Origin of the sequence: Kosakonia sp. SMBL-WEM22 (assembly GCF_014490785.1) — a bacterium.
Taxonomy (GTDB): Bacteria; Pseudomonadota; Gammaproteobacteria; order Enterobacterales; family Enterobacteriaceae; genus Kosakonia.
Genome location: NZ_CP051488.1, coordinates 1,067,546 through 1,088,009, shown reverse-complemented (window position 1 = coordinate 1,088,009; position 20,464 = coordinate 1,067,546). Strand labels below are relative to the sequence as shown.

The following is a 20,464-nucleotide window of genomic DNA, read 5'->3' as shown; positions in this document are numbered from 1 at the left end:
GCAACACGCCTTACTCGACTCCCTGTCTATGCCGTCCCACAGAGGGTAAGCCCGGAACAGCAGGCTCTAAAGGTAAGTCAGGTCATGAATTATTTTACCCCCTAAATTTAAACAAATATCATGCCTAAATATACATAACATAAAATTTTACGAATCATAAGAATATGCCATACCATTGAGTAATGGTAGTTTTAACAATTCTTTCAAAAAGCTGAAATTTTGAAAAACTATATTCCCACCTACAGCCTCACCTTCTGCAAAATGACCGTTGGTGGCTCTCCTGTCGGGAAGGTAAATATTTCACTGCCAAATGAGCGTAACTGTCGGTTAGCCGTGTTGAGGGGATATAGCTCATAAACCTCCCAGGCGATAAACCACGCATCAGATTATTCACCATTTCTAAAGTCGGTTTCCAGTGGCACTTGCGGCCCGGGCGTGCCTTTGCACTTCTCCGGGTGCTTGACCCATCCATGATGCCCATGCTTTACCTGACCAGAGTGAGTTGTTTGGTTAGTAATTTAACACTTATTTAAATTTAAACTTAACCAAGCCGCTCACTTTTCCGCCAGCCCTTTATTAAAGATGCTACCGTCGTCGTTCAGCGGGTACGGTATGTTTCCGCAGTAGCAGTGATGCCTGTTGCCGTCTCTGGCGTAAAAATCCCTCACCTCTTGAGACGAGAATGTTTTTCCGTGCCGTGGCGTGCGATGCTCTCGTTGTAGGCTTGAGAGCGGATAACGTGGAATTCGGTACCGATCTCACGAACGAACTAGATCGCCGTCGAGTCGCCCACCCCAATATCCCTTAACGTATAAACCGGAAGGTATAAGTTGTCGGGGATTTACCCGATCCTCTTGTTGGTGTAAAGACAGCGGAACTGTTTGGCGTACGTGTTTTGACAGTTCTGAAGATGAATAGCCAAAGGCTCCGAATATCAAATGCCTGGTACCAAAAAACAAGCGCATCCGCGGGCTGACCAAAGAGGAAGCGGCAAGCCTCATTAGGGAGTTACCCGACCATATTAAACTGTCTGGATTTTTGCATTGGCCACTGCTTTACGCCGATCAAACATTGTCGAGCTTGAACGGTCGCAAATCGATGCGTTCCTGGTGGGGAATGGCACAAATATGGCACAAGGCGCTTTTGCTGAACTGGTAAATATCGCGTGAAGCCGCGTTTGAAGTGGTGCCGATAATAGGAGTCGAACCTACGACCTTCGCATTACGAATGCGCTGCTCTACCAACTGAGCTATATCGGCCCTGCGAGGTGTTCACGAGCGTGAATCACGGGTTAGAAGGTTAAAACTAAGCGGGTGATGCGTCAATGCCCCTGTGAATCAAACGGCTACTTTTGCATCACCCGACTTTATTTACGCACGAATGGTATCGTCACCAAAACCGATCCACTTATAGGTAGTCAGCGCTTCGAGGCCCATCGGGCCGCGCGCGTGCAGCTTCTGCGTGCTGACCGCCACTTCCGCGCCGAGGCCAAACTGGCCGCCGTCGGTAAAGCGCGTCGAGGCGTTCACATATACAGCTGAAGAATCGACCTCGTTGATAAAGCGGTTGGCGTTGCGCAGAGTGCGAGTGAGGATCGCATCGGAGTGCTGCGTGCCGTGCTGGCGAATATGATCGATCGCATCGTCAAGATCGGCGACGATCTTCACATTCAGATCCAGCGACAGAAACTCATCGTCATACTGCTCCGCCTTCACCGCTTCAACCTTCGCCGGGCCGCTTTGCAACAGGGCGAAAGACTGCTCGTCCGCGTGTAGCGTCACGCCGCTCTCTGCCATCTGCTGGCTGAGCGCTGGCAAAAAGGTCTTGGCAATGCCCTGATGCACCAGCAGCGTCTCGACGGTGTTACAGGTGCTTGGGCGCTGGGTTTTAGCATTAACGATAATCTTCAGCGCCGGGTCGATCTCTGCCGTCTCGTCGACCAGAATATGGCAAACGCCGATGCCGCCGGTGATAACCGGGATCGTCGACTGCTCGCGGCAGAGCTTATGCAGCCCTGCCCCGCCGCGCGGGATCAGCATGTCGATGTATTTATCCATACGCAGCATCTCGTTGACCAGCGCGCGATCCGGGCTCTCAATCGCTTGTACCGCGCCCGCCGGTAAACCGCACTCCTCCAGCGCTTGCTGAATCACTTTTACTGTCGCGGCGTTGGTGCGCCAGGTCTCTTTCCCGCCGCGCAGGATCGCGGCGTTGCCGGTTTTCAGGCACAGAGAGGCGACGTCGATGGTGACGTTCGGGCGCGCTTCGTAAATCACGCCGATCACGCCGAGCGGCACGCGGCGGCGCTCAATGCGCAGCCCGCTGTCCAGCATGCCGCCATCGATCACCTGGCCGACCGGATCGGCGAGCTTGCACACCTGGCGCACATCGTCGGCGATGCTTTTTAACCGCGCCGGGTTGAGCGCCAGGCGGTCGAGCAGCGCCTCGCTAAGACCATTACTGCGCGCTTCCTGCAGATCCTGTTCGTTGGCGCGCAAAATCGCCTCGGACTGCGCCTCTAAATAGTCGGCAATCTTCTCCAGCACGCGGTTTTTTTCCTGGCTTGTGAGCAACGCCAGCTTGTATGACGCAGCTTTCGCCGCGATGCCCATCTGTTCCAGCATACCTCTGCTCCTTAACGGGTGATCATATCGTCGCGGTGCACCGCGACAGGGCCATACTCATAGCCCAGAATCTCATCAATCTGCTGCGAATGGTGGCCGGCAATCCGGCGCAACGCATCGCTGTTGTAGCGGCTTACGCCGTGGGCGATATCGCGCCCCTGCAGATTACAAATGCGGATCACTTCCCCACGGGAGAAGTTGCCTGTCACGCTCTTGATCCCTTTCGGCAGCAGCGAACTGCCGCGCTCAAGAATGGCGGCGGTTGCCCCTTCATCAACGGAGATCTCACCGGCAGGCGGTGCGCCGAAAATCCAGCGTTTACGGTTCTCCAGCGGCGAAGTCTGGGCATGAAAACGTGTGCCGACCGGCGTGCCGCTCACCACATCGGCGATAACGCCGGGCTTGCCGCCTGCGGCGATAATCGTCTCGATTCCCGCGCGGCAGGCAACGTCGGCGGCCTGTAACTTGGTGCCCATGCCGCCGGTGCCGAGGCCGGAAACGCTGTCGCCCGCAATAGCGCGCAGCGCGTCATCAATGCCGTAGACATCTTTAATCAGCTCCGCCTGCGGGTTGTTGCGCGGATCGGCAGTAAACAGCCCCTGCTGATCGGTCAACAGCAGCAGCTTATCGGCTCCGGCCAGAATCGCAGCCAGCGCCGAGAGGTTATCGTTATCGCCGACTTTAATCTCCGTGGTCGCCACGGCGTCGTTCTCGTTAATCACCGGCACGATGTTGTTATCAAGCAGCGCGCGCAGCGTGTCGCGTGCGTTGAGGAAGCGCTCGCGGTCCTCCATATCGGCGCGGGTCAGCAACATCTGACCAATATGAATGCCGTAAATGGAGAAGAGCTGCTCCCAGAGCTGAATCAAGCGGCTCTGACCAACGGCCGCCAGCAGCTGTTTTGAGGCGATGGTGGCGGGCAGTTCCGGGTAGCCCAGATGCTCACGCCCGGCGGCGATGGCGCCGGAAGTCACGATTACAATGCGATGCCCGGCGGCGTGCTGCTGCGCGCACTGGCGCACCAGCTCCACAATATGGGCGCGGTTCAGGCGACGGGAACCGCCTGTTAAAACACTGGTGCCGAGTTTTACCACCAGCGTCTGGCTGTCACTCATGATTCTCTGCCGTTTTTAGAAAAAATAAGAAGTTTATTAGTAATCAGACGTTGTAACAGGAGTGAGCGCGCTTGCCAACCGCCAGCGTGAATCGACCACTTTTTTGTTGCGCGGGATCAGCAAGCGTAGCGGCAGAGTTTGACAATTTTATGGCAAACACAAAAAAACATAACTTTTTCAAATTACTCTTACTTTGTCATAAATCTTTCATTTCAGAGCGTTACAACCCTTCCTGTTTTTCACGGGGCGAGAGCCCAGCGAATAGTGGCGCGTTAGTTCAATCAGGAATTCAAAATGAAAAAGAGCACTCTGGCATTAATGGTACTGGGCGTTGTTGCATCGGCTTCTTCTGTTCACGCGGCGGAAGTCTATAACAAGAATGGCAACAAACTGGACGTGTACGGCAAAGTGAAAGCCATGCACTACTTCAGTGATGACACCAACAACGACGGTGACAAAACCTACGTGCGTTTCGGCTTCAAAGGTGAAACCCAGATTAACGACCAGCTGACCGGTTTTGGTCGTTGGGAATCTGAATTCGCCGGTAACAACGACGAAACCACTTCGGGCCAGAAGACCCGTCTGGCCTTTGCCGGTCTGAAAATCAAAGATTTTGGTTCTATCGATTACGGTCGTAACCTCGGCGTGCTCTACGACGTGGCCTCCGTGACCGATATGTTCCCGGAGTTCGGCGGCGACTCGCTGACCCGTACCGATAACTTTATGACCAAGCGCACCACTGGCGTGGCGACCTACCGCAACACCGATTTCTTCGGCATGGTGGATGGCCTGGACATGACCCTGCAGTATCAGGGTAAAAACGAAAACGGCCGTAGCAGCATCATCAAGCAGAACGGCGACGGCTGGGGCACCTCTCTGGCCTATGATTTCGGTGGTAGCCCGGTCACGATCATTGGTGCTTACGCCAATTCTGACCGTACCAACGCGCAGAACACCGACCTGGCACTGGGCCGTGGTCAGAATGCGGAAGCCTGGGCGACCGGCGTGAAATATGACGCCAACAACGTCTACCTGGCGACCTTCTACTCCGTCTCATACAACATGACGCCGGTCTCCTCTACCCTGGGCTTTGCCAACAAAGCGCAGAACTTTGAAGCCGTCGCACAGTACCAGTTCGATTTCGGCCTGCGTCCGTCCGTGGGCTACGTGCTGAGCAAAGGCAAAGATATGGAAAACGGTATCGGCGACGAAGATTTGGTGAACTACATCGACGTTGGTGCCACCTACTACTTCAACAAAAACTTCTCGGCGATGGTCGATTACAAAATCAACCAGATCAAAGATGACAACAAGCTGGGCATTGCTGACGACGACGTTGTTGCCGTTGGCGTAACCTACCAGTTCTAAACCCTGTCGTGACCCTCGTTATAGGAAATGCCCTCGGTTGAGGGCATTTTTTTCCCGTCTGATGGGAGAAAGCAGGCCAGTGCCTGTTCATGCCCGGCGTGCGAAGAGCAGCCGGGCATTTTTTATCAGGGGCGTTATGCGGGGAGTTTTAACTTCTCTTTGAAGTCATCGGCAGGTTCAAGCTTTAGCTCAAGGGAGGCTAACAGCGTACGCGCGCGCTCGTGGAAGTCGCGCAGCGTTTTTTCCAGACGGTCGACCACTTCCTGGTCTTTGATGGCGGTGGGTTTCCAGTGCCCCTCTTTGTCGAAGAGCCCAAAGTGGTAGCGATAGGTAAAGCGCTTCTCCTGCGCTTCCATTTCCATCCACCATCCCCAAAACTCGCGTTTTTCCGGCGCGGGTTTCACATTCACGCAAACTGCCAGGCAATCAAAGAAAAAACGGTTTTCTTCGCACTGCTCTTCGCGGATATAAGGTCCTAGCGCAGTAAACTTTTTAATCAACCTGCTTTTCGGATGTCCACTTGGTAACGTCATTGCGATCTCCTTTTGTGATGCAACTGTTTTACCAAATCAATGGAATTTCTCAAAGTATTAACCGAGCTGATGGTTGATCCAGTCAACAATCTTTCTCAGCGCAGCGTCAAAATTGCGATAAACCGGGTTAAACGGGATGTCGAGCAGCTTTCCATTGCTGGATGAAGAGGTGATTAAGCGCGACTCCGCCTCCGGGCTGAAGGGATCGTTTTGCCAGAAACCGGAGAGCATCGGCGTCGGGCAGCGGCGGCCGAGTAACCCCTGTGTTTTTAATGAATAGCGGTTAAGTTCGACGCGCAGCGCCTCATCGGAAGCATCATGCATGCCTAAGCGGCTGGCGAGCACATCGAGATACATCTCCGGCACCTCGCCCTGCCGCAGCGGCTCGCTGAGCAGGGAGTGCACCACCGGCCCGAGGCAGGCCACGGCTTTCAGGCGCGACGCTTCAAGATAGGCCAACCGTACCGCCACATTGGCACCAAAGCGGAAACCAAAGGCCGCCACGCGGGTGTGGTCGATCCACGGAATGTTCGGCAATGCCTGGAGCGCATGCTGATGCAGCAGGCTGGAGTCCTGGGTCAGCTTCCATTTAGTAGAGAAGCCCACCGAGGGCATATCGAGCGTCAGCATGGCAATGCCCCTCGGAGCCAGGTAGCGCTCATAGAGGGTGTAGTAATCGATCTGCAGGCCATCCAACCCGCCGCACATCAGCACCGTTGGAAAGGGGCCCTCGCCTTCCGGCATATGCAGAAAGCCGGTGGCCGGCGCGCCGCCGGGAATAGCGAACTCCAGCTCTTTAATGCTCCCCGGCAGACGCTGAGCAGCCTCTTCATAGGCGCGGTTAGCCAGCGCCTGAGCCTGCTCGGCCAGGCTATCGCCTTTAATATGGGGATAGGCCGCGATGCTATATAAGTTGGAGGCATGCAGCCAGTGGCGGCCGCTCAGCGCACTGTCCGTCTCCTGCATCGCTTTTTGCTGCCAGTTCATCGCCTGCGCGGACCATTCGTAGATCCAGTTGCCGTTGCGGTAGCCGACCACCGTATCGAGCAGTTCCGCATCGGTGCGCTCGGCCTGGCTCATCACGATGCGCGCCTGCACTTCGAGGATCTCGCGCGCGTCAATGCCGCGCCAGATCCACATCAGCCGGTTGATCATCCGGTACCACTGCGGCACGTTGTTGCCATCCAGCGCGGACTGCACGGGCGGCTGCACGCCAGGGTTAAAGCGGCGCACCAGCGTTGAGGTCTCAGGGTATTTAAAGCGGGGTTTGAACAGCGTTTCGCTAAGATTTGACTGGGGCATGGCGCGCAGCTCCTTAAAATTCACCGGAGGGCATTGTAACCCGTGACGCGCCAAAAAGAACAACGCCCGGCAGAACCGGGCGTGTGTACAGCAAGGGAGGATTAACGGCCGCTGATGGGCGGAACGAAGACCACGCCCATATCCCACGGCTGCTCAATCCAGGTATCCTGCGGGATATCAATCACATAATCATTCACCAGCGGGCGACCGGCCGGCTTGGCGAAGATAGTGACAAAATGTGCTTTCGGATACATTTCGCGGATCGCCACGGCGGTGCCGCCGGTATCCACCAGATCGTCAATCACGATAAAGCCTTCGCCGTCGCCTTCCGCGCGCTTCAGCACTTTCAGTTCGCGCTGGTTGTCGTGGTCATAGCTGGAGATACAAACGGTATCGACATGACGAATACCCAGTTCACGCGCCAGCAGCGCGCCTGGAACCAGACCGCCACGGCTTACGGCGATAATGCCTTTCCACTGTTCTGAAGGCATTAAACGGGCAGCAAGTTTGCGGGCGTGAATCTGCAACATGTCCCAGGTGACGACGTATTTTTCGCTCATGTGAAGTGTCCCAGCCTGTGTTTTACGGCTTAAAAAGTGTTCGAGGGGGAAATAGGTTGCGCGAGATTATAGAGATCTGAGGCGCTAAAAACCAGTCTTACCCGGCATCGCCGCCGCTTTTTCCCCAATCCCGTGCTCGCGCTGTCGCGATAAAGTGGTATTCTCAACCGCATCTCGCAAGAGGGTCTTGCGATTCGTTTATCTAACCCGCGACCTGCACGCAACCTGTCCGCAGGCGCTTTTAAGGAGACTCATCGTGTCTGAACTGTCTCAACTATCTCCGCAGCCGCTGTGGGATATTTTTGCCAAAATCTGCTCTATTCCGCACCCCTCTTACCATGAAGAACAGCTTGCCGAACACATTATGGGCTGGGCGAAAGAGCAAGGTCTGCACGCAGAGCGTGATCAAGTGGGCAATATCCTGATCCGCAAACCGGCCACCCCCGGGATGGAAAACCGCAAGCCGGTCGTGCTGCAGGCGCACCTCGATATGGTGCCGCAGAAGAACAACGACACAGAACACGACTTCACCAAAGACCCGATTCGCCCCTATGTTGACGGCGAGTGGGTAAAAGCGCGCGGCACCACGCTCGGCGCGGATAACGGCATCGGTATGGCCTCTGCGCTGGCAGTGCTGGCAGACTCCACCGTGCAACATGGCCCGCTGGAAGTGTTGCTGACCATGACGGAAGAAGCGGGCATGGATGGCGCATTCGGCTTACAGGCGAACTGGTTGCAGGCAGATATCCTGATCAACACCGACTCTGAAGAAGAGGGTGAGATCTATATGGGCTGCGCAGGCGGTATCGATTTTATCACCACCCTGCCCCTGACCCGCGAAGCGGTGCCTGCCGGTTTTGAGACCGTCAAACTGACGCTGAAAGGGCTGAAAGGCGGCCACTCCGGCGCGGATATCCATTTAGGTCTGGGCAACGCCAACAAACTGCTCGCGCGCTTCCTGGCGGCCCATGCTGCCGATCTGGATCTGCGTCTGCTCGACTTCACAGGCGGTACGCTGCGTAACGCCATTCCGCGCGAAGCATTTGCGGTGATCGCCCTGCCAGCGGATAAAGCCGAACAGCTGAAAACCCTGGCGACTGAATACCAGGCGATCCTGAAAAACGAGCTGGAAGCGAAAGAGAAGAATCTGGTGGTGCTGGTCGACAGCGTAAGCAGCGACAAATCGGCGCTGACCGCGCAGTCGCGCGATGCGTTTGTCCGCCTGCTGAACGCCACGCCGAACGGCGTGATCCGCAACTCTGACGTCGCCAAAGGCGTGGTGGAAACTTCGCTGAACGTCGGCGTGGTGACATTACAGGACGACAGCGCTGAGATCATTTGCCTGATCCGCTCGCTGATCGATAGCGGCAAAGATTACGTGGTAAGCATGCTGGAATCCCTTGGCGCGCTGGCCGGTGCGAAGACCGCACCGAAAGGCGGCTATCCGGGCTGGCAACCGGATGCCCAGTCGCCGGTGATGGCGCTGGTGCGTGAAACCTATCAGCGTCTGTTCAACAAGATGCCGAACATTCAGATCATCCACGCGGGTCTGGAGTGTGGTCTGTTCAAAAAACCCTATCCGGAGATGGATATGGTGTCGATTGGGCCGACCATTACCGGCCCGCACTCGCCGGATGAGCAAGTGCATATCGAAAGCGTCGGCCAATACTGGACCCTGCTGACCGAGCTGCTGAAATCTATCCCGGCTAAATAAGCCTGCTGTCCGCGCCGCCCGGCGCGGACATTTTCCTTCCTTTACTGTGCTTTAAACCCCGGCCCCTTAAAGGTGCGCACCGGGTTGCCGCGCGCTATCTGATGATGAAACAGCCTGCGTTCCGACTTAAGCGCCGCGCGCTGGTCATCCTGCGCCTGCTCCAGACGGTGTGAAATCAGTAGCATCGCCAGCCGCTTATTCGCATGCTGGCTGCGCTCCGACTGCACTTTTACGCTGATGCCGGTGGCAATGTGCGTAGCACGCACGGCGGAATCGGTTTTATTCACATGCTGGCCGGCCGGCCCGGATGAGCGCAGCGTCTCAAAGCGAATCGCACTATCCTGCAGCGCCGTCTGCGGAATAAACTCCGCCACGCCGATAAACCAGTTCTTCCGTGCATGATTGGCGCGATAGGGGCTTGAGCAGATCCACTGCACCGTGCCGCACCAGCGCGCACTCAGCGCCTGCGCGTTTTCGCCATCGAGTGAGACCAGCACCGAGCGGTAAGCGCCTGGCTGGCGCGCCGCTTCCGTTTCGATTACCGCCAGCGACACCTTTTGCGCCCCGGCCTCTTCCATCAGCCGCGCTAACGCTTTACCCACCGCCAGGCAGCACTCATCAGGCCCCTGCGCGGAGGAGAGTTGCAACAGTCTCATTCACCCGCCCCTCCGCTCACTTTCAGGGTTAACACCGGGCGCAGGCGTGCAACCGGCGTCACCAGATCGGCGTCGACCAGGCACTCGAGCACGCTCTCAACCGACTTATACGCCTGCGGCGCTTCTTCATAGATCAGTTGACGATCGCGGCAAATCACCCGACTACCGAGCGACGTACGCGCCAGCTGTGCCGGAGTGAATTTCCCGGACAGTCGACCTTTGCACTCGGTGCGCATCCATTTGCGTCCCGCGCCGTGCGCCAGCGAATAGAGGCTCACCTCGCGCACTTTCGGCATCACCAGCCAGCTGTGATCGCCACGTGAACCGGGGATCACCACCAGGCCCTGCCCGTCCGGCGTCGCCCCTTTGCGATGCAGCCAACCGGCTTCACCGCCCACGGTGCAGGCTTCAACAAAGTTATGCGCCACATCGAGCAGCGCTTCGCCATCGGCGTTGAGATGATCGAGGATACGCCGCGCAATCAGCGCCCGGTTGATGCGGGCAAAATTGAGCGCGTCATCGTGCTCGGTAAGATAGTGGCGAGCCGCGTCGCTCCCCTCCTCCAGCCCGGCGTGCGAGAAGGCGTCGACGTGGCGGCGCAAAATCTGCTGTCCCAGCCCGCGCGAACCGCTGTGGGCCAGTAACAGCAGGCGCTGCTCATCGAGGCCGCTTTGCGCAAACAGCGCCGCATCGGTCACGCTATCGACCTGTTGCAGCTCGGCAAAGTGGTTCCCGCCGCCGATCGATCCCAGCGCGGCGCGCCAGGGGTGGTTTTGCCACGCATCCGGCACGGCGTCATCCAGCCAGTCGGCAGATGCCGTATCGCCCAGCGCACTGAGCCGTTTTTCGACCTTATCGGCGTTATATTTGCGCCGTACCAGGTCGGTCTGCCACAGCGCCATGCCGCAGCCGATATCGTTCCCGACCAGCGCCGGGTAGAAACGGCCGATGGAGAAAAAGGCTGCGCCAATCGGGTAGCCGCGGCCGGGGTGAAGATCCGGCATGCCGACGACGCGCGTCATTCCTGGCAGTGCCGCAGTGGTGTGTAATTGCTGGATCGCTGAACCTTCGATCCACAGGTTTTCCGACGCAATATAAGAGATCGCGTCTGAGATATGACAAACAGAATTGCCCATATACCAATCCATATGTAGAGAAATAAAAGGAATTGGCAGACGAAACCAGGGGCAAGTTTTAAAGAATTAAGCCTGGAGAGGTCTGCAAAGAGAAATCAGGGCATGGTGTGTCATGGTGAACCTCCTTTGCAGTTAACAGGGAATGAATAAACGCCGGGGATGATAGAGAAGCGGGCGGGAAATTACCAGCGCAAATTCTGGTAGGGTTACAGCCCGAGTACCAGCTGGCGCTCAAGCTGCGGGTCGAGCAGTGTGACATGTAGACCAACAAGACGGACGCCGCGCCCGCCGCGTCGCTCATCCCAGGCCTGGCGCGCGGTGGCGAGCAGATCCTCTTTATTCAGGCAGGGCCAGACATGCTCCTGAGTGGTGAGCTGGAAGTCGTTGAACTTCAGTTTCACCCCCTGGCGGGCGATGCGCAGATCCGGTTTCACCACCGAAAGCCGCCGCTCGAGCTCCGGGTAGAGCCGCTCGATAATCGCCTCGCACTCCTCCCACTGATGAATATCCTCCACCAGCGTGCGCTCGACGCCGACCGATTTTCGCAGCCGCTCGCTGCTGATCTCCCGCTCATCAATCCCCTGGCTGCGCTCCCATAATACGCGGCCAAACTTGCCAAACCGCTTAAGCAGCATGGCGAGATCGCTCTTCTGCACATCTTCACAGGTGCGCAGCCCAAGGGTCTCCAGCTTGGCCGCCGAAACTTTGCCGACGCCGGGGATTTTGCTCAGTGGCAGCGTGCGCAGAAAAGCTGGCACCTCCGCCGGAGTAATCACATATTGCCCGTCGGGCTTGTTGAGATCGGAGGCGATTTTGGCGAGGAACTTCACCGGCGCGATGCCCGCCGAGGCGGTAAGCTGCGTCTCTTTAAAGATGGTCTGGCGGATCTCCTGCGCCATCAGCGTTGCAGAGCCGTGGCAGTGCGGGCTGTCGGTAACATCAAGATAGGCTTCATCCAGCGACAGGGGTTCAATCAGTGAGGTGTAGCGCGAGAAGATGTCGCGGATCTGGCGGGAGGCTTCTTTATAGGCGTCGAAACGGCCGGGTAACAGCGTGAGATGCGGGCAGAGTTTTAGCGCCATCCCGGTCGGCATCGCGCTGCGCACGCCATATTTGCGTGCCGGGTAGTTGGCGGTGCTGATGACGCCTCGCTGCACGCGGCTGCCGCCAATGGCAATCGGAATGTCGCGCAGGGCCGGGTTGTCGCGCATCTCTACCGCCGCGAAAAAGCAGTCCATATCGACATGTATGATTTTGCGCATGCGTACACCCTCACAGAACACTGGACAAGTATACAGCACGCTCCAGTGAAATGAGAAGCCAGCCGAGAAACCGCCGAAAAGAGGGCAATCGGCTGTTTAATTCTCGCCTTTTACTTTCATAATAGTCGTCGCCAAATCGCGCAGGTGGTTGAAAGGCAAAACAGAACACTTTTTGCTCGATGGCGAAAAGAGAATCAACAGGATCGACGGGCGCGGAATCACCGCTATTCGGGGCTTGCGAAAAAATGTCGGAGTGCTAAGGTGAGCGCTCAAAACAGAATTGTCCGAATTCTGGGCATCTTTTGCCGTTCTGGCAAAGTCGTATCCGTTTTATCAAGGAAACACGTTGTATGCGCAAAATCGCATTGTTCATTGCGATGCTTCTGATCCCGTGCGTCTCCTTTGCTGGCCTGGTTGGCAGCAACAGTGCCACTAAGCCGGTAAGCAAAGAGTTTAAACAGCAGTTGATGGGGTCGCCGGTCTATATCCAGATCTTCAAAGAAGAGCGCACCCTTGATCTCTACGTCAAGATGGGCGAACAGTATCAGCTGCTCGACAGCTACAGAATCTGCAACTACTCCGGCGGCCTTGGGCCGAAACGCCGTCAGGGCGATTTTAAAAGCCCGGAGGGGTTCTATTCGGTACAGCGCAGCCAGCTGAAGCCGGACAGCCGTTTCTACAAAGCGATCAATATCGGCTTTCCGAACACTTTCGACCGCGCCCACGGTTATGAAGGCAAATACCTGATGATTCACGGTGCCTGCGTCTCCATCGGCTGCTATGCCATGACGGATACCGGCATTGATGAGATCTTCCAGTTTGTCACCGCGGCGCTGATTTTCGGCCAGCCGAGCGTGCAGGTGAATATCTATCCGTTCCGCATGACCGATGCAAATATGCAGCGTCACAAATATTCGACTTATGCGGATTTCTGGAAGCAGTTGAAGCCGGGGTATGACTACTTCGCCGCCACCCACCAGCCGCCGATTGTCGCCGTGGTGGATGGACGCTACGTGGTCAGCAAGCCGCTGACCACCTCCGTGCAGCCGCAGCTGGCGTCAAACTATACGCTCACCGAGGCAAAATAAGGCCCACTCGCCTGGCATAATCTTGTGCCAGGTTTCGTTCGCCGTTAACGGCTGCGTTGCAATCACCGTGACCACATCATTGGGTGTGGTCTCGCGCTGAAAATCGATCTCCACATCCTGATCCAGCAGCTTCGCCACGCCAAACGGCGCGCGCCGGGTAATGGAGAAGAGGTTGGTGGAGCAGAACGCCATCACATAGCGCCCGTCCGACAGCAGCATATTGAACACGCCCTTCTCACGCAGCTCCAGCGCCAGCGTCGCAATATACTTAAACACCGCTTCCATGTTGCCCGGCGTGCGCGGGTAGCGCTGCGTCAGCTTGTGCAGCATCCAGCAAAAGGCTTTTTCACTGTCCGTTTCACCCACCGGGCGGAAGTTGCCGGTCTGCAACGATTTATAGCCTGTCAGTTGGCCGTTGTGGGCGTAGGTCCAGTTGCGGCCCCAGAGTTCACGGGTAAAGGGATGGGTATTTTCCAGTGCCACTTCGCCGCGGTTCGCCTGGCGAATATGGGCAATCACCGAGCAGGATTTGATCGGGTACTCCTGCACCAGTTTGGCGACGGGCGAGTTGTAGCTTGGTTGCGGATCTTTGAAGGTGCGACAGCCTTTGCCTTCATAGAAGGTGATACCCCAGCCATCTTTATGCGGCCCGGTTCCCCCGCCGCGCTGGACGAGACCGGTAAAACTAAAGCAGATATCGGTCGGCACGTTAGCGCTCATCCCGAGCAGTTCGCACATAGTCACCTCCACAACCGCCTCACTCTGAGAAGGCGTTATTGTTGCAGCCCGTCAAGCACGGGCAGCGCCGCGATTAACTGCGAAGTCACGCAGGAACGTTGAGCGCTGCCCAGGCTGAACAGGGCAAAGAAAAAGCCTGCTTTACGCCTTAACCATCTCTTTTTCGATCAGCTGAATCAGGATATGGATCACTTTGATATGGATCTCCTGAATGCGATCGGCGTAGCCAAAGTGCGGTACGCGAATTTCGATATCCGCAGTGCCGGCCATTTTGCCGCCATCTTTACCAGTCAGGGTGATCACTTTCATCCCCTTCTCACGCGCCGCAGCAATCGCTTTGATCACGTTGCCAGAATTACCGGAGGTTGAGATCCCCAGCAGCACGTCGCCTTCGCGGCCAACGGCTTCCACATAGCGGGAGAATACATAGTCGTAACCGAAGTCGTTGCTGACGCAGGAGATATGGCTGACATCAGAAATGGCGATCGCCGGGTAGCCAGGACGGTTCTCACGGTAGCGCCCGGTTAACTCCTCCGCAAAGTGCATCGCATCGCAGTGCGAGCCGCCGTTACCGCAGGACAGCACTTTGCCACCGGCTTTAAAGCTGTCGGCCAGCAGCACCGCCGCGCGCTGAATAGCGTGAATATTGGCTTCATCTTTCAAGAAGTTCGCCAGCGTTTCCGCCGCTTCGTTCAGTTCGTTACGAATAAGATCCTGGTACATGAGGATATCCTTCAGCATAAATGTAAATAACATTGCGCAGTGTACCGGATAGCCCTTCAGCCGAGAAGCTAAAGCCACCCCTCCCACCGCCGTTTTCATTTTCCGTGCGCTAAATGGCCTCAACAATGTGAACCAGGTTGTAATTATTTTGTAAACACATTGCTAAAAGAAATGACATCCACTACAAACAATACATCACAAGTGGTCAGACCTCCTACAAGAAGGGAGCTTTTCGTTATGATGATTTTGAGTATTGTCGCAACGCTCGTTCTGCTCGGTGTGCTCTTCTATCACCGCGTCAATCTGCTGCTCAGCAGCGTGATCCTGCTGGCATGGACCGCAGCCCTTGGGCTGGCGGGCATCTGGTCTCTCTGGATGCTGGTGCCGGTGGCGCTTATCCTCCTGCCGCTCAACTTCACGCCGATGCGTAAATCTTTTATCTCCGCGCCGGTGTTCCGCGGTTTCCGCAAAGTGATGCCGCCGATGTCGCGCACGGAGAAAGAGGCCATCGACGCAGGCACCACCTGGTGGGAAGGCGATCTGTTTCGCGGTAACCCGGACTGGAAAAAGCTGCACAACTACCCGCAGCCGCGCCTGACCGCTGAAGAGCAGGCCTTCCTCGACGGCCCGGTTGAAGAGGCGTGCCGCATGGCAAACGACTTCCAGATCACCCATGAGATGGCCGATCTGCCGCCGGAGCTGTGGGCCTATCTTAAAGAGCACCGCTTCTTCGCGATGATCATCAAAAAAGAGTACGGCGGACTGGAGTTCTCTGCTTATGCGCAATCCCGCGTGCTGCAAAAACTCTCCGGCGTCTCCGGCATCCTGTCGATCACCGTCGGCGTGCCTAACTCCTTAGGCCCGGGCGAGCTGCTGCAACACTACGGCACGCAGGCGCAGAAAGATCACTACCTGCCGCGCCTGGCGTGTGGGCAGGAGATCCCCTGCTTTGCGCTGACCAGCCCGGAAGCGGGTTCCGATGCGGGCGCTATTCCGGATACCGGCGTGGTCTGCATGGGCGAGTGGCAGGGCGAGCAGGTGCTCGGCATGCGTCTCACCTGGAACAAGCGTTACATTACGCTGGCCCCGATTGCTACCGTACTTGGCCTGGCGTTTAAACTCTCCGACCCGGACAAACTGCTGGGCGGCGCGGAAGAGCTGGGCATTACCTGTGCGCTGATCCCGACCTCGACGCCAGGCGTGGAGATTGGTCGTCGTCACTTCCCGCTGAACGTTCCGTTCCAGAACGGCCCGACGCGCGGGAAAGATATCTTCGTACCGATTGATTACATCATCGGCGGCCCGAAAATGGCCGGTCAGGGCTGGCGTATGCTGGTGGAGTGTCTCTCCGTCGGTCGCGGCATCACCCTGCCCTCCAACTCAACGGGCGGCGTGAAATCGGTCGCGCTGGGTATTGGTGCTTACGCCCACATTCGCCGTCAGTTCAAAGTGGCGATTGGCAAGATGGAAGGTATCGAAGAGCCGTTGGCGCGTATTGCCGGTAACGCCTATGTGATGGACGCTGCGGCGTCGCTGATCACCTACGGCATTATGCTCGGCGAAAAACCGGCGGTGCTGTCAGCGATTGTGAAATATCACTGTACGCACCGTGGTCAGCAGGCAATCATTGATGCGATGGATATTGCCGGCGGTAAAGGCATTATGCTCGGCGAAGGTAACTTCCTCGCCCGTGCTTACCAGGGCGCGCCGATCGCCATTACCGTTGAGGGCGCGAACATCCTCACCCGTACGATGATGATCTTCGGTCAGGGGGCGATTCGCTGCCATCCCTATGTGCTGGAAGAGATGGCCGCCGCGCAGAACAACGACGTTGATGCGTTCGATAAGCTGCTGTTTAAACATATCGGCCATGTCGGCAGTAATGAGATGCGCAGCCTGTGGCTCGGCCTGACGCGCGGTTTAACCAGCGCCTCGCCGACCGGAGATGCCACTAAGCGTTACTACCAGCACCTGAACCGCCTGAGTGCCAACCTGGCGCTGCTGTCGGATATCTCAATGGCGGTGCTCGGCGGTAGCCTGAAACGCCGCGAACGCATCTCCGCCCGTCTGGGTGATGTGTTAAGCCAGCTGTTCCTCGCCTCAGCGGTGCTGAAGCGCTACGACGACGAAGGTCGCCAGGAAGCGGATCTGCCGCTGGTGCACTGGGGCGTGCAGGATGCGCTCTACCAGGCTGAGCAAGCGATGGTCGACCTGCTGGAGAACTTCCCGAACCGTCTTGTGGCGGGCATGCTGAGCTTTATCATCTTCCCGACCGGTCGCCACTACCGTGCGCCGTCCGACAGGCTCGATCATAAAGTGGCGAAGATCCTGCAAACACCAAACGCTACCCGTTCGCGCATTGGTCGCGGTCAATACCTGACCCCGAGCGAGCACAACCCGGTTGGGCTGCTGGAAGAGGCGCTGGTTGATGTCATGGCCGCCGACCCGATCCATCAGCGCATCTGTAAATCGCTGGGTAAAAACCTGCCGTTTACCCGTCTGGACGATCTGGCTAACCAGGCGCTGGCGAGCGGGCTGATTAACCAGGATGAAGCGGCGCTGCTGATTAAAGCGGAAGCGAGCCGTCTGCGTACCATCAACGTTGACGACTTTGAACCGGATGCGCTGGCGACACAACCGGTGATCCACACGCCGGAAAAGCTGCGCAAGCCCGAAGCCGCCTAAGCGCCTGACGGCTCCCCTCCTCCTTCGACAAAACCCGCAACCCTGCGGGTTTTTTTCGTTTTTTGGCGTGCTACAGTGTGCCGATGCTGTCTGAAGGGGAGTCACGATTGTGCCTGGTTTAAAAATTACGCTGTTACAACAACCGCTGGCGTGGATGGATGGCCCGGCGAACCTGCGCCATTTTGATGTGCAACTGGAAGGGATTAGCGGGCGCGATGTGATTGTCCTGCCGGAGATGTTCACCACCGGCTTTGCGATGGAAGCCGCCACGCGGTCATTATCGCAGGAGGAGGTGGTGAGCTGGATGCGTGATAAAGCGCGGCAGACTAACGCGCTGATCGCAGGCAGCGCGGCGCTGCAAACGGATCGCGGCGCGGTTAACCGCTTCTTGCTGGTCGAGCCGCAGGGCGAGGTGCATTTTTACGATAAGCGCCATCTTTTCCGCATGGCGGATGAGCACCACCACTATCAGCCGGGCGAGACGCGCGTGATATTCGAGTGGCGCGGCTGGCGCATTATGCCGCTGGTCTGCTACGACCTGCGCTTTCCGGTCTGGTCGCGCAACCGCGATGAGTACGATCTGCTGCTCTATGTTGCCAACTGGCCTGCGCCGCGCTCCCTGCACTGGCAGTCGCTGCTGCTGGCCCGCGCGATTGAGAACCAGGCCTGGGTGGCAGGCTGTAACCGCGTCGGCAGCGACGGGAATGGTCACCACTACCGCGGCGACAGCCGGGTGATTAGCCCGCAAGGGGAGATCGTCGCCAGCGCCGACGCGCACCTGGCAACGCGCATCGACGCCGAGATGTCACTCACCGCGCTGAAAGAGTACCGCACCCAGTTCCCCGCCTGGCAGGACGCCGATCCCTTTACTCTGGAATAATTCGTAGGCCGGATAAGCGTTTACGCGCCATCCGGCAATGAGCCTGACATGTGGCATTGGTGGAAGGGTTCCGTTCACCATACGTGGTGGGGTTTCATTGACCTCTTATGCGGTGAACGGGACAAGGGGGGACCGCTCCCCCCTTGTCAATCCCCGCGGCCCCGCGAGGAAATCGGTGCTGCGCACTACGCTCACCTCACGCGTGCCTGACTGCGGCCGGCTCGACTCGACATCCTGTCTCGGTTCGCCTCTGTCCGCCATCCATGGCGTCCAGACCTTGTCATTCACGCTTCGGTTCGCCGATTTCAGCGGGGGTCAACACCACCGCTGTAAGATGGACGCCCAATGAAAAACAGTCGCTGCTGGAACCGCGTAGGCCGGATAAGGCGCAGCCGCCATCCGGCAATGTTACCGCTGATAAAATGCCGGATGGCGCGTACGCTTATCCGGCCTACGGGAACGAAGCGCCCTTAACTCACCAATGCCTGCCCATCCTTGCGGCTCTCGGTGGCGGCAACATACTGCCCCTCCGGCATGCGGTAAATCACCTGCGCGCCGCCAAAGTTGTACCCCGCCTGCGGGTCCTCAACGGTAATCTGATGCCCGCGATCGCGCAGGGCAGCGATCACATTGTGCGAGAGGGTCGACTCGACAATCACCTCCCGCCCGCGCACCACGCGCCAGCGCGGGGCGTCAATCGCCGCCTGCGGGTTCTGCCCGTGCTGCATAATGCGCAGCGCCATCTGCATATGCCCCTGCGCCTGCATCGGCCCGCCCATCACGCCAAAGGACATCAACGGCTTGCCGTCTGCCCCCATCGCAAAGCCGGGAATAATGGTGTGGAACGGACGCTTGCTGCCCGCCAGCGCATTCGGGTGTTTCGGATCGAGCACAAAGCCGCAGCCGCGGTTTTGCAGGCTGATTCCGGTCTCCGGCACCACCACGCCCGAGCCAAAGCCCATAAAGTTGGACTGAATAAACGACACCATCATGCCGTTTGCGTCCGCCGTTGAGAGATAGACCGTGCCGCTCTGCGTCGGCGAACCGTAGACAAAGTCGGAGGCTTTATCAGGATCGATCAGCGCCGCGCGGGTTTTCAGGTAGCTGTCGCTGAGCAGCAGGTCAGCGGCAAACTCGAGGTGATCTTCATCGGCGATATAGCGATCGAGATCCGCCAGCGCCAGCTTCATCGCCTCAATCGACAGATGCAGCGACTGCACCGAATCAGGGTCGTAGCGGCCAATATCGCACTGCTCGAGAATGCCGAGGGCAATCAGCGTCGCAATCCCCTGCCCGTTCGGCGGCAGCTCCTGCACCGAGCCACCGGCAAAGTCGCGCGACAGCAGCGAGACCCAGTTGGCTTCATGATTCGCCAGATCCGCTTTGCTCAGGTGCGCGCCGTGCTGCTGTGCAAAGGCGGCGATCTTCTGCGCCAGCTCGCCGCGATAGAAGGCTTCACCGTTGGTCTCGGCGATCAGCTCCAGCGTGCGGGCCTGCGCCGGGTTACGGAAAATCTCGCCGATTTTCGGCGCACGCCCTTCAGGCGCAAAACATTCGCTGAAGCCCGGCTGATCTTTCAGCTTGTCATAGCCGCGCTGCCAGAGATGGCCAATCAGCGGCGAGACGGGAAAACCGTTGCGGGCATACTCAATCGCCGGTTGCGCCAGCGTAGTGAGCGGCAGCGTGCCGAAGCGCTCTGCCAGCGCCACCCAGCCAGAGACCGCGCCCGGCACCGTCACTGCATCCCAGCCAATCTCTGGTACCGCATCGAGACCGGCAAAGAGATCCGCATGCCAGCTGGCGGGCGAGCGGCCAGAGGCGTTCAGCCCATGCAGCTCTTTGCCATCCCAGACAATGGCAAAGGCATCACTGCCGATGCCGCAACCGGTCGGCTCGACCACCGTTAGCGCCATTGCCGCGGCAATCGCTGCATCCACCGCGTTACCGCCCTGCTGCAACATACGCATTCCGGCCTGCGCCGCCAGCGGCTGCGAGGTTGCCACCGCGTTTTGGCCAATCATCGGCGCGCGGCGTGAGGCGTAACCGACGCTAAAATCAATCGCTTTAGTCATGCAAACTC

16 protein-coding genes, 1 tRNA gene and 1 pseudogene are annotated in these 20,464 nt (G+C 57.7%); 5 read left to right on the top strand and 13 right to left on the bottom strand.

What is annotated here, in order from left to right; translation table 11 throughout:
• Window positions 1–554: 554 nt before the first annotated feature.
• From HF650_RS25215 to proB, 4 genes and pseudogenes are all read right to left on the bottom strand, one after another.
• Window positions 555–738 (bottom strand): annotated as a pseudogene (locus HF650_RS25215) (phage head morphogenesis protein); the annotation flags it as partial.
• Window positions 739–1,183: 445 nt separating this feature from the next.
• A tRNA-Thr gene (locus HF650_RS05130) sits at window positions 1,184–1,259 on the bottom strand.
• Between the two features lie 111 nt (window positions 1,260–1,370).
• Window positions 1,371–2,624, bottom strand: a complete 1,254-nt coding sequence (gene proA, locus HF650_RS05125; RefSeq protein ID WP_187801449.1) for a glutamate-5-semialdehyde dehydrogenase — start codon at window positions 2,622–2,624, stop codon at window positions 1,371–1,373.
• Window positions 2,625–2,635: 11 nt separating this feature from the next.
• Window positions 2,636–3,739 (bottom strand): glutamate 5-kinase, encoded by a 1,104-nt coding sequence (proB, locus tag HF650_RS05120; RefSeq protein ID WP_023479003.1) that lies wholly within the window; start codon window positions 3,737–3,739, stop codon window positions 2,636–2,638.
• 294 nt (window positions 3,740–4,033) lie between these two features.
• Between proB and phoE the strand changes: the two genes are divergently transcribed.
• The gene (phoE, locus tag HF650_RS05115; RefSeq protein WP_187801448.1) at window positions 4,034–5,107 is read left to right on the top strand and encodes a phosphoporin PhoE; all 1,074 of its coding nucleotides are present in this window, start codon (window positions 4,034–4,036) and stop codon (window positions 5,105–5,107) included.
• A 134-nt stretch (window positions 5,108–5,241) separates the two neighbouring features.
• On the opposite strand, the gene crl is transcribed toward phoE, so the two are convergent.
• The 3 genes from crl to gpt form a co-directional block, all read right to left on the bottom strand.
• Window positions 5,242–5,640 carry a sigma factor-binding protein Crl gene (gene crl / locus HF650_RS05110; protein ID WP_187801447.1) on the bottom strand — a complete coding sequence of 133 codons (399 nt, stop codon included), beginning with the start codon at window positions 5,638–5,640 and terminating at the stop codon, window positions 5,242–5,244.
• A 57-nt stretch (window positions 5,641–5,697) separates the two neighbouring features.
• Window positions 5,698–6,942 (bottom strand): esterase FrsA, encoded by a 1,245-nt coding sequence (gene frsA, locus HF650_RS05105; protein WP_187801446.1) that lies wholly within the window; start codon window positions 6,940–6,942, stop codon window positions 5,698–5,700.
• A gap of 101 nt (window positions 6,943–7,043) precedes the next feature.
• Entirely contained in the window at window positions 7,044–7,502 is a 459-nt protein-coding gene (gene gpt / locus HF650_RS05100) for a xanthine phosphoribosyltransferase (protein ID WP_137849249.1), read from the bottom strand.
• 256 nt (window positions 7,503–7,758) lie between these two features.
• Between gpt and pepD the strand changes: the two genes are divergently transcribed.
• A complete protein-coding gene (pepD, locus tag HF650_RS05095) occupies window positions 7,759–9,216 on the top strand; it encodes a cytosol nonspecific dipeptidase (RefSeq protein ID WP_187801445.1) in 1,458 nt (485 codons plus the stop codon).
• Window positions 9,217–9,257: 41 nt separating this feature from the next.
• On the opposite strand, the gene prfH is transcribed toward pepD, so the two are convergent.
• The 3 genes from prfH to dinB all read right to left on the bottom strand — a co-directional run bounded on the left by prfH (window position 9,258) and on the right by dinB (window position 12,270).
• A complete protein-coding gene (gene prfH, locus HF650_RS05090; RefSeq protein ID WP_187801444.1) occupies window positions 9,258–9,872 on the bottom strand; it encodes a peptide chain release factor H in 615 nt (204 codons plus the stop codon).
• Window positions 9,869–11,008: an RNA ligase RtcB family protein gene (locus HF650_RS05085; protein ID WP_187801443.1), complete on the bottom strand. Its 1,140-nt coding sequence runs from the start codon at window positions 11,006–11,008 to the stop codon at window positions 9,869–9,871. Before HF650_RS05085 ends, prfH begins: the two co-directional genes overlap by 4 nt.
• A 206-nt stretch (window positions 11,009–11,214) precedes the next feature.
• Window positions 11,215–12,270, bottom strand: a complete 1,056-nt coding sequence (gene dinB, locus HF650_RS05080) for a DNA polymerase IV (protein WP_187801442.1) — start codon at window positions 12,268–12,270, stop codon at window positions 11,215–11,217.
• 350 nt (window positions 12,271–12,620) lie between these two features.
• On the opposite strand from dinB, the gene dpaA reads away from it, so the two are divergent.
• Window positions 12,621–13,358 carry a peptidoglycan meso-diaminopimelic acid protein amidase gene (gene dpaA / locus HF650_RS05075; protein ID WP_187801441.1) on the top strand — a complete coding sequence of 246 codons (738 nt, stop codon included), beginning with the start codon at window positions 12,621–12,623 and terminating at the stop codon, window positions 13,356–13,358.
• Here dpaA and HF650_RS05070 read toward each other — a convergent pair.
• Entirely contained in the window at window positions 13,329–14,096 is a 768-nt protein-coding gene (locus HF650_RS05070) for a class II glutamine amidotransferase (RefSeq protein WP_187801440.1), read from the bottom strand. The two genes, dpaA and HF650_RS05070, sit on opposite strands and share 30 nt — an antisense overlap.
• 141 nt (window positions 14,097–14,237) lie before the next feature.
• Window positions 14,238–14,819, bottom strand: a complete 582-nt coding sequence (lpcA, locus tag HF650_RS05065) for a D-sedoheptulose 7-phosphate isomerase (RefSeq protein WP_023479022.1) — start codon at window positions 14,817–14,819, stop codon at window positions 14,238–14,240.
• A 237-nt stretch (window positions 14,820–15,056) separates the two neighbouring features.
• On the opposite strand from lpcA, the gene fadE reads away from it, so the two are divergent.
• Window positions 15,057–17,504, top strand: coding sequence for an acyl-CoA dehydrogenase FadE (fadE, locus tag HF650_RS05060; protein ID WP_187801439.1), 2,448 nt, complete (start codon window positions 15,057–15,059; stop codon window positions 17,502–17,504).
• 109 nt (window positions 17,505–17,613) lie between these two features.
• On the top strand, window positions 17,614–18,384 hold the full coding sequence (locus HF650_RS05055) for an amidohydrolase (protein ID WP_023478982.1): 771 nt from the start codon (window positions 17,614–17,616) through the stop codon (window positions 18,382–18,384).
• A 470-nt stretch (window positions 18,385–18,854) separates the two neighbouring features.
• Here the strand turns inward: HF650_RS05055 and HF650_RS05050 are convergent, their stop codons facing one another.
• Window positions 18,855–20,456: a gamma-glutamyltransferase family protein gene (locus HF650_RS05050; RefSeq protein WP_187801438.1), complete on the bottom strand. Its 1,602-nt coding sequence runs from the start codon at window positions 20,454–20,456 to the stop codon at window positions 18,855–18,857.
• Between the last annotated feature and the right edge of the window lie 8 nt (window positions 20,457–20,464).

Excerpts from the sequence above, each read along its gene's own strand:
- gpt (WP_137849249.1), bottom strand. The coding sequence starts at position 7,502 with ATGAGCGAAAAATACGTCGTCACCTGGGACATGTTGCAGATTCACGCC.
- HF650_RS05085 (WP_187801443.1), bottom strand. The coding sequence starts at position 11,008 with ATGGGCAATTCTGTTTGTCATATCTCAGACGCGATCTCTTATATTGCG.
- phoE (WP_187801448.1), top strand. The coding sequence starts at position 4,034 with ATGAAAAAGAGCACTCTGGCATTAATGGTACTGGGCGTTGTTGCATCG.
- proA (WP_187801449.1), bottom strand. The coding sequence starts at position 2,624 with ATGCTGGAACAGATGGGCATCGCGGCGAAAGCTGCGTCATACAAGCTG.
- dpaA (WP_187801441.1), top strand. The coding sequence starts at position 12,621 with ATGCGCAAAATCGCATTGTTCATTGCGATGCTTCTGATCCCGTGCGTC.
- frsA (WP_187801446.1), bottom strand. The coding sequence starts at position 6,942 with ATGCCCCAGTCAAATCTTAGCGAAACGCTGTTCAAACCCCGCTTTAAA.
- prfH (WP_187801444.1), bottom strand. The coding sequence starts at position 9,872 with ATGAGACTGTTGCAACTCTCCTCCGCGCAGGGGCCTGATGAGTGCTGC.
- HF650_RS05070 (WP_187801440.1), bottom strand. The coding sequence starts at position 14,096 with ATGTGCGAACTGCTCGGGATGAGCGCTAACGTGCCGACCGATATCTGC.
- dinB (WP_187801442.1), bottom strand. The coding sequence starts at position 12,270 with ATGCGCAAAATCATACATGTCGATATGGACTGCTTTTTCGCGGCGGTA.
- HF650_RS05050 (WP_187801438.1), bottom strand. The coding sequence starts at position 20,456 with ATGACTAAAGCGATTGATTTTAGCGTCGGTTACGCCTCACGCCGCGCG.
- proB (WP_023479003.1), bottom strand. The coding sequence starts at position 3,739 with ATGAGTGACAGCCAGACGCTGGTGGTAAAACTCGGCACCAGTGTTTTA.
- crl (WP_187801447.1), bottom strand. The coding sequence starts at position 5,640 with ATGACGTTACCAAGTGGACATCCGAAAAGCAGGTTGATTAAAAAGTTT.
- fadE (WP_187801439.1), top strand. The coding sequence starts at position 15,057 with ATGATGATTTTGAGTATTGTCGCAACGCTCGTTCTGCTCGGTGTGCTC.
- lpcA (WP_023479022.1), bottom strand. The coding sequence starts at position 14,819 with ATGTACCAGGATCTTATTCGTAACGAACTGAACGAAGCGGCGGAAACG.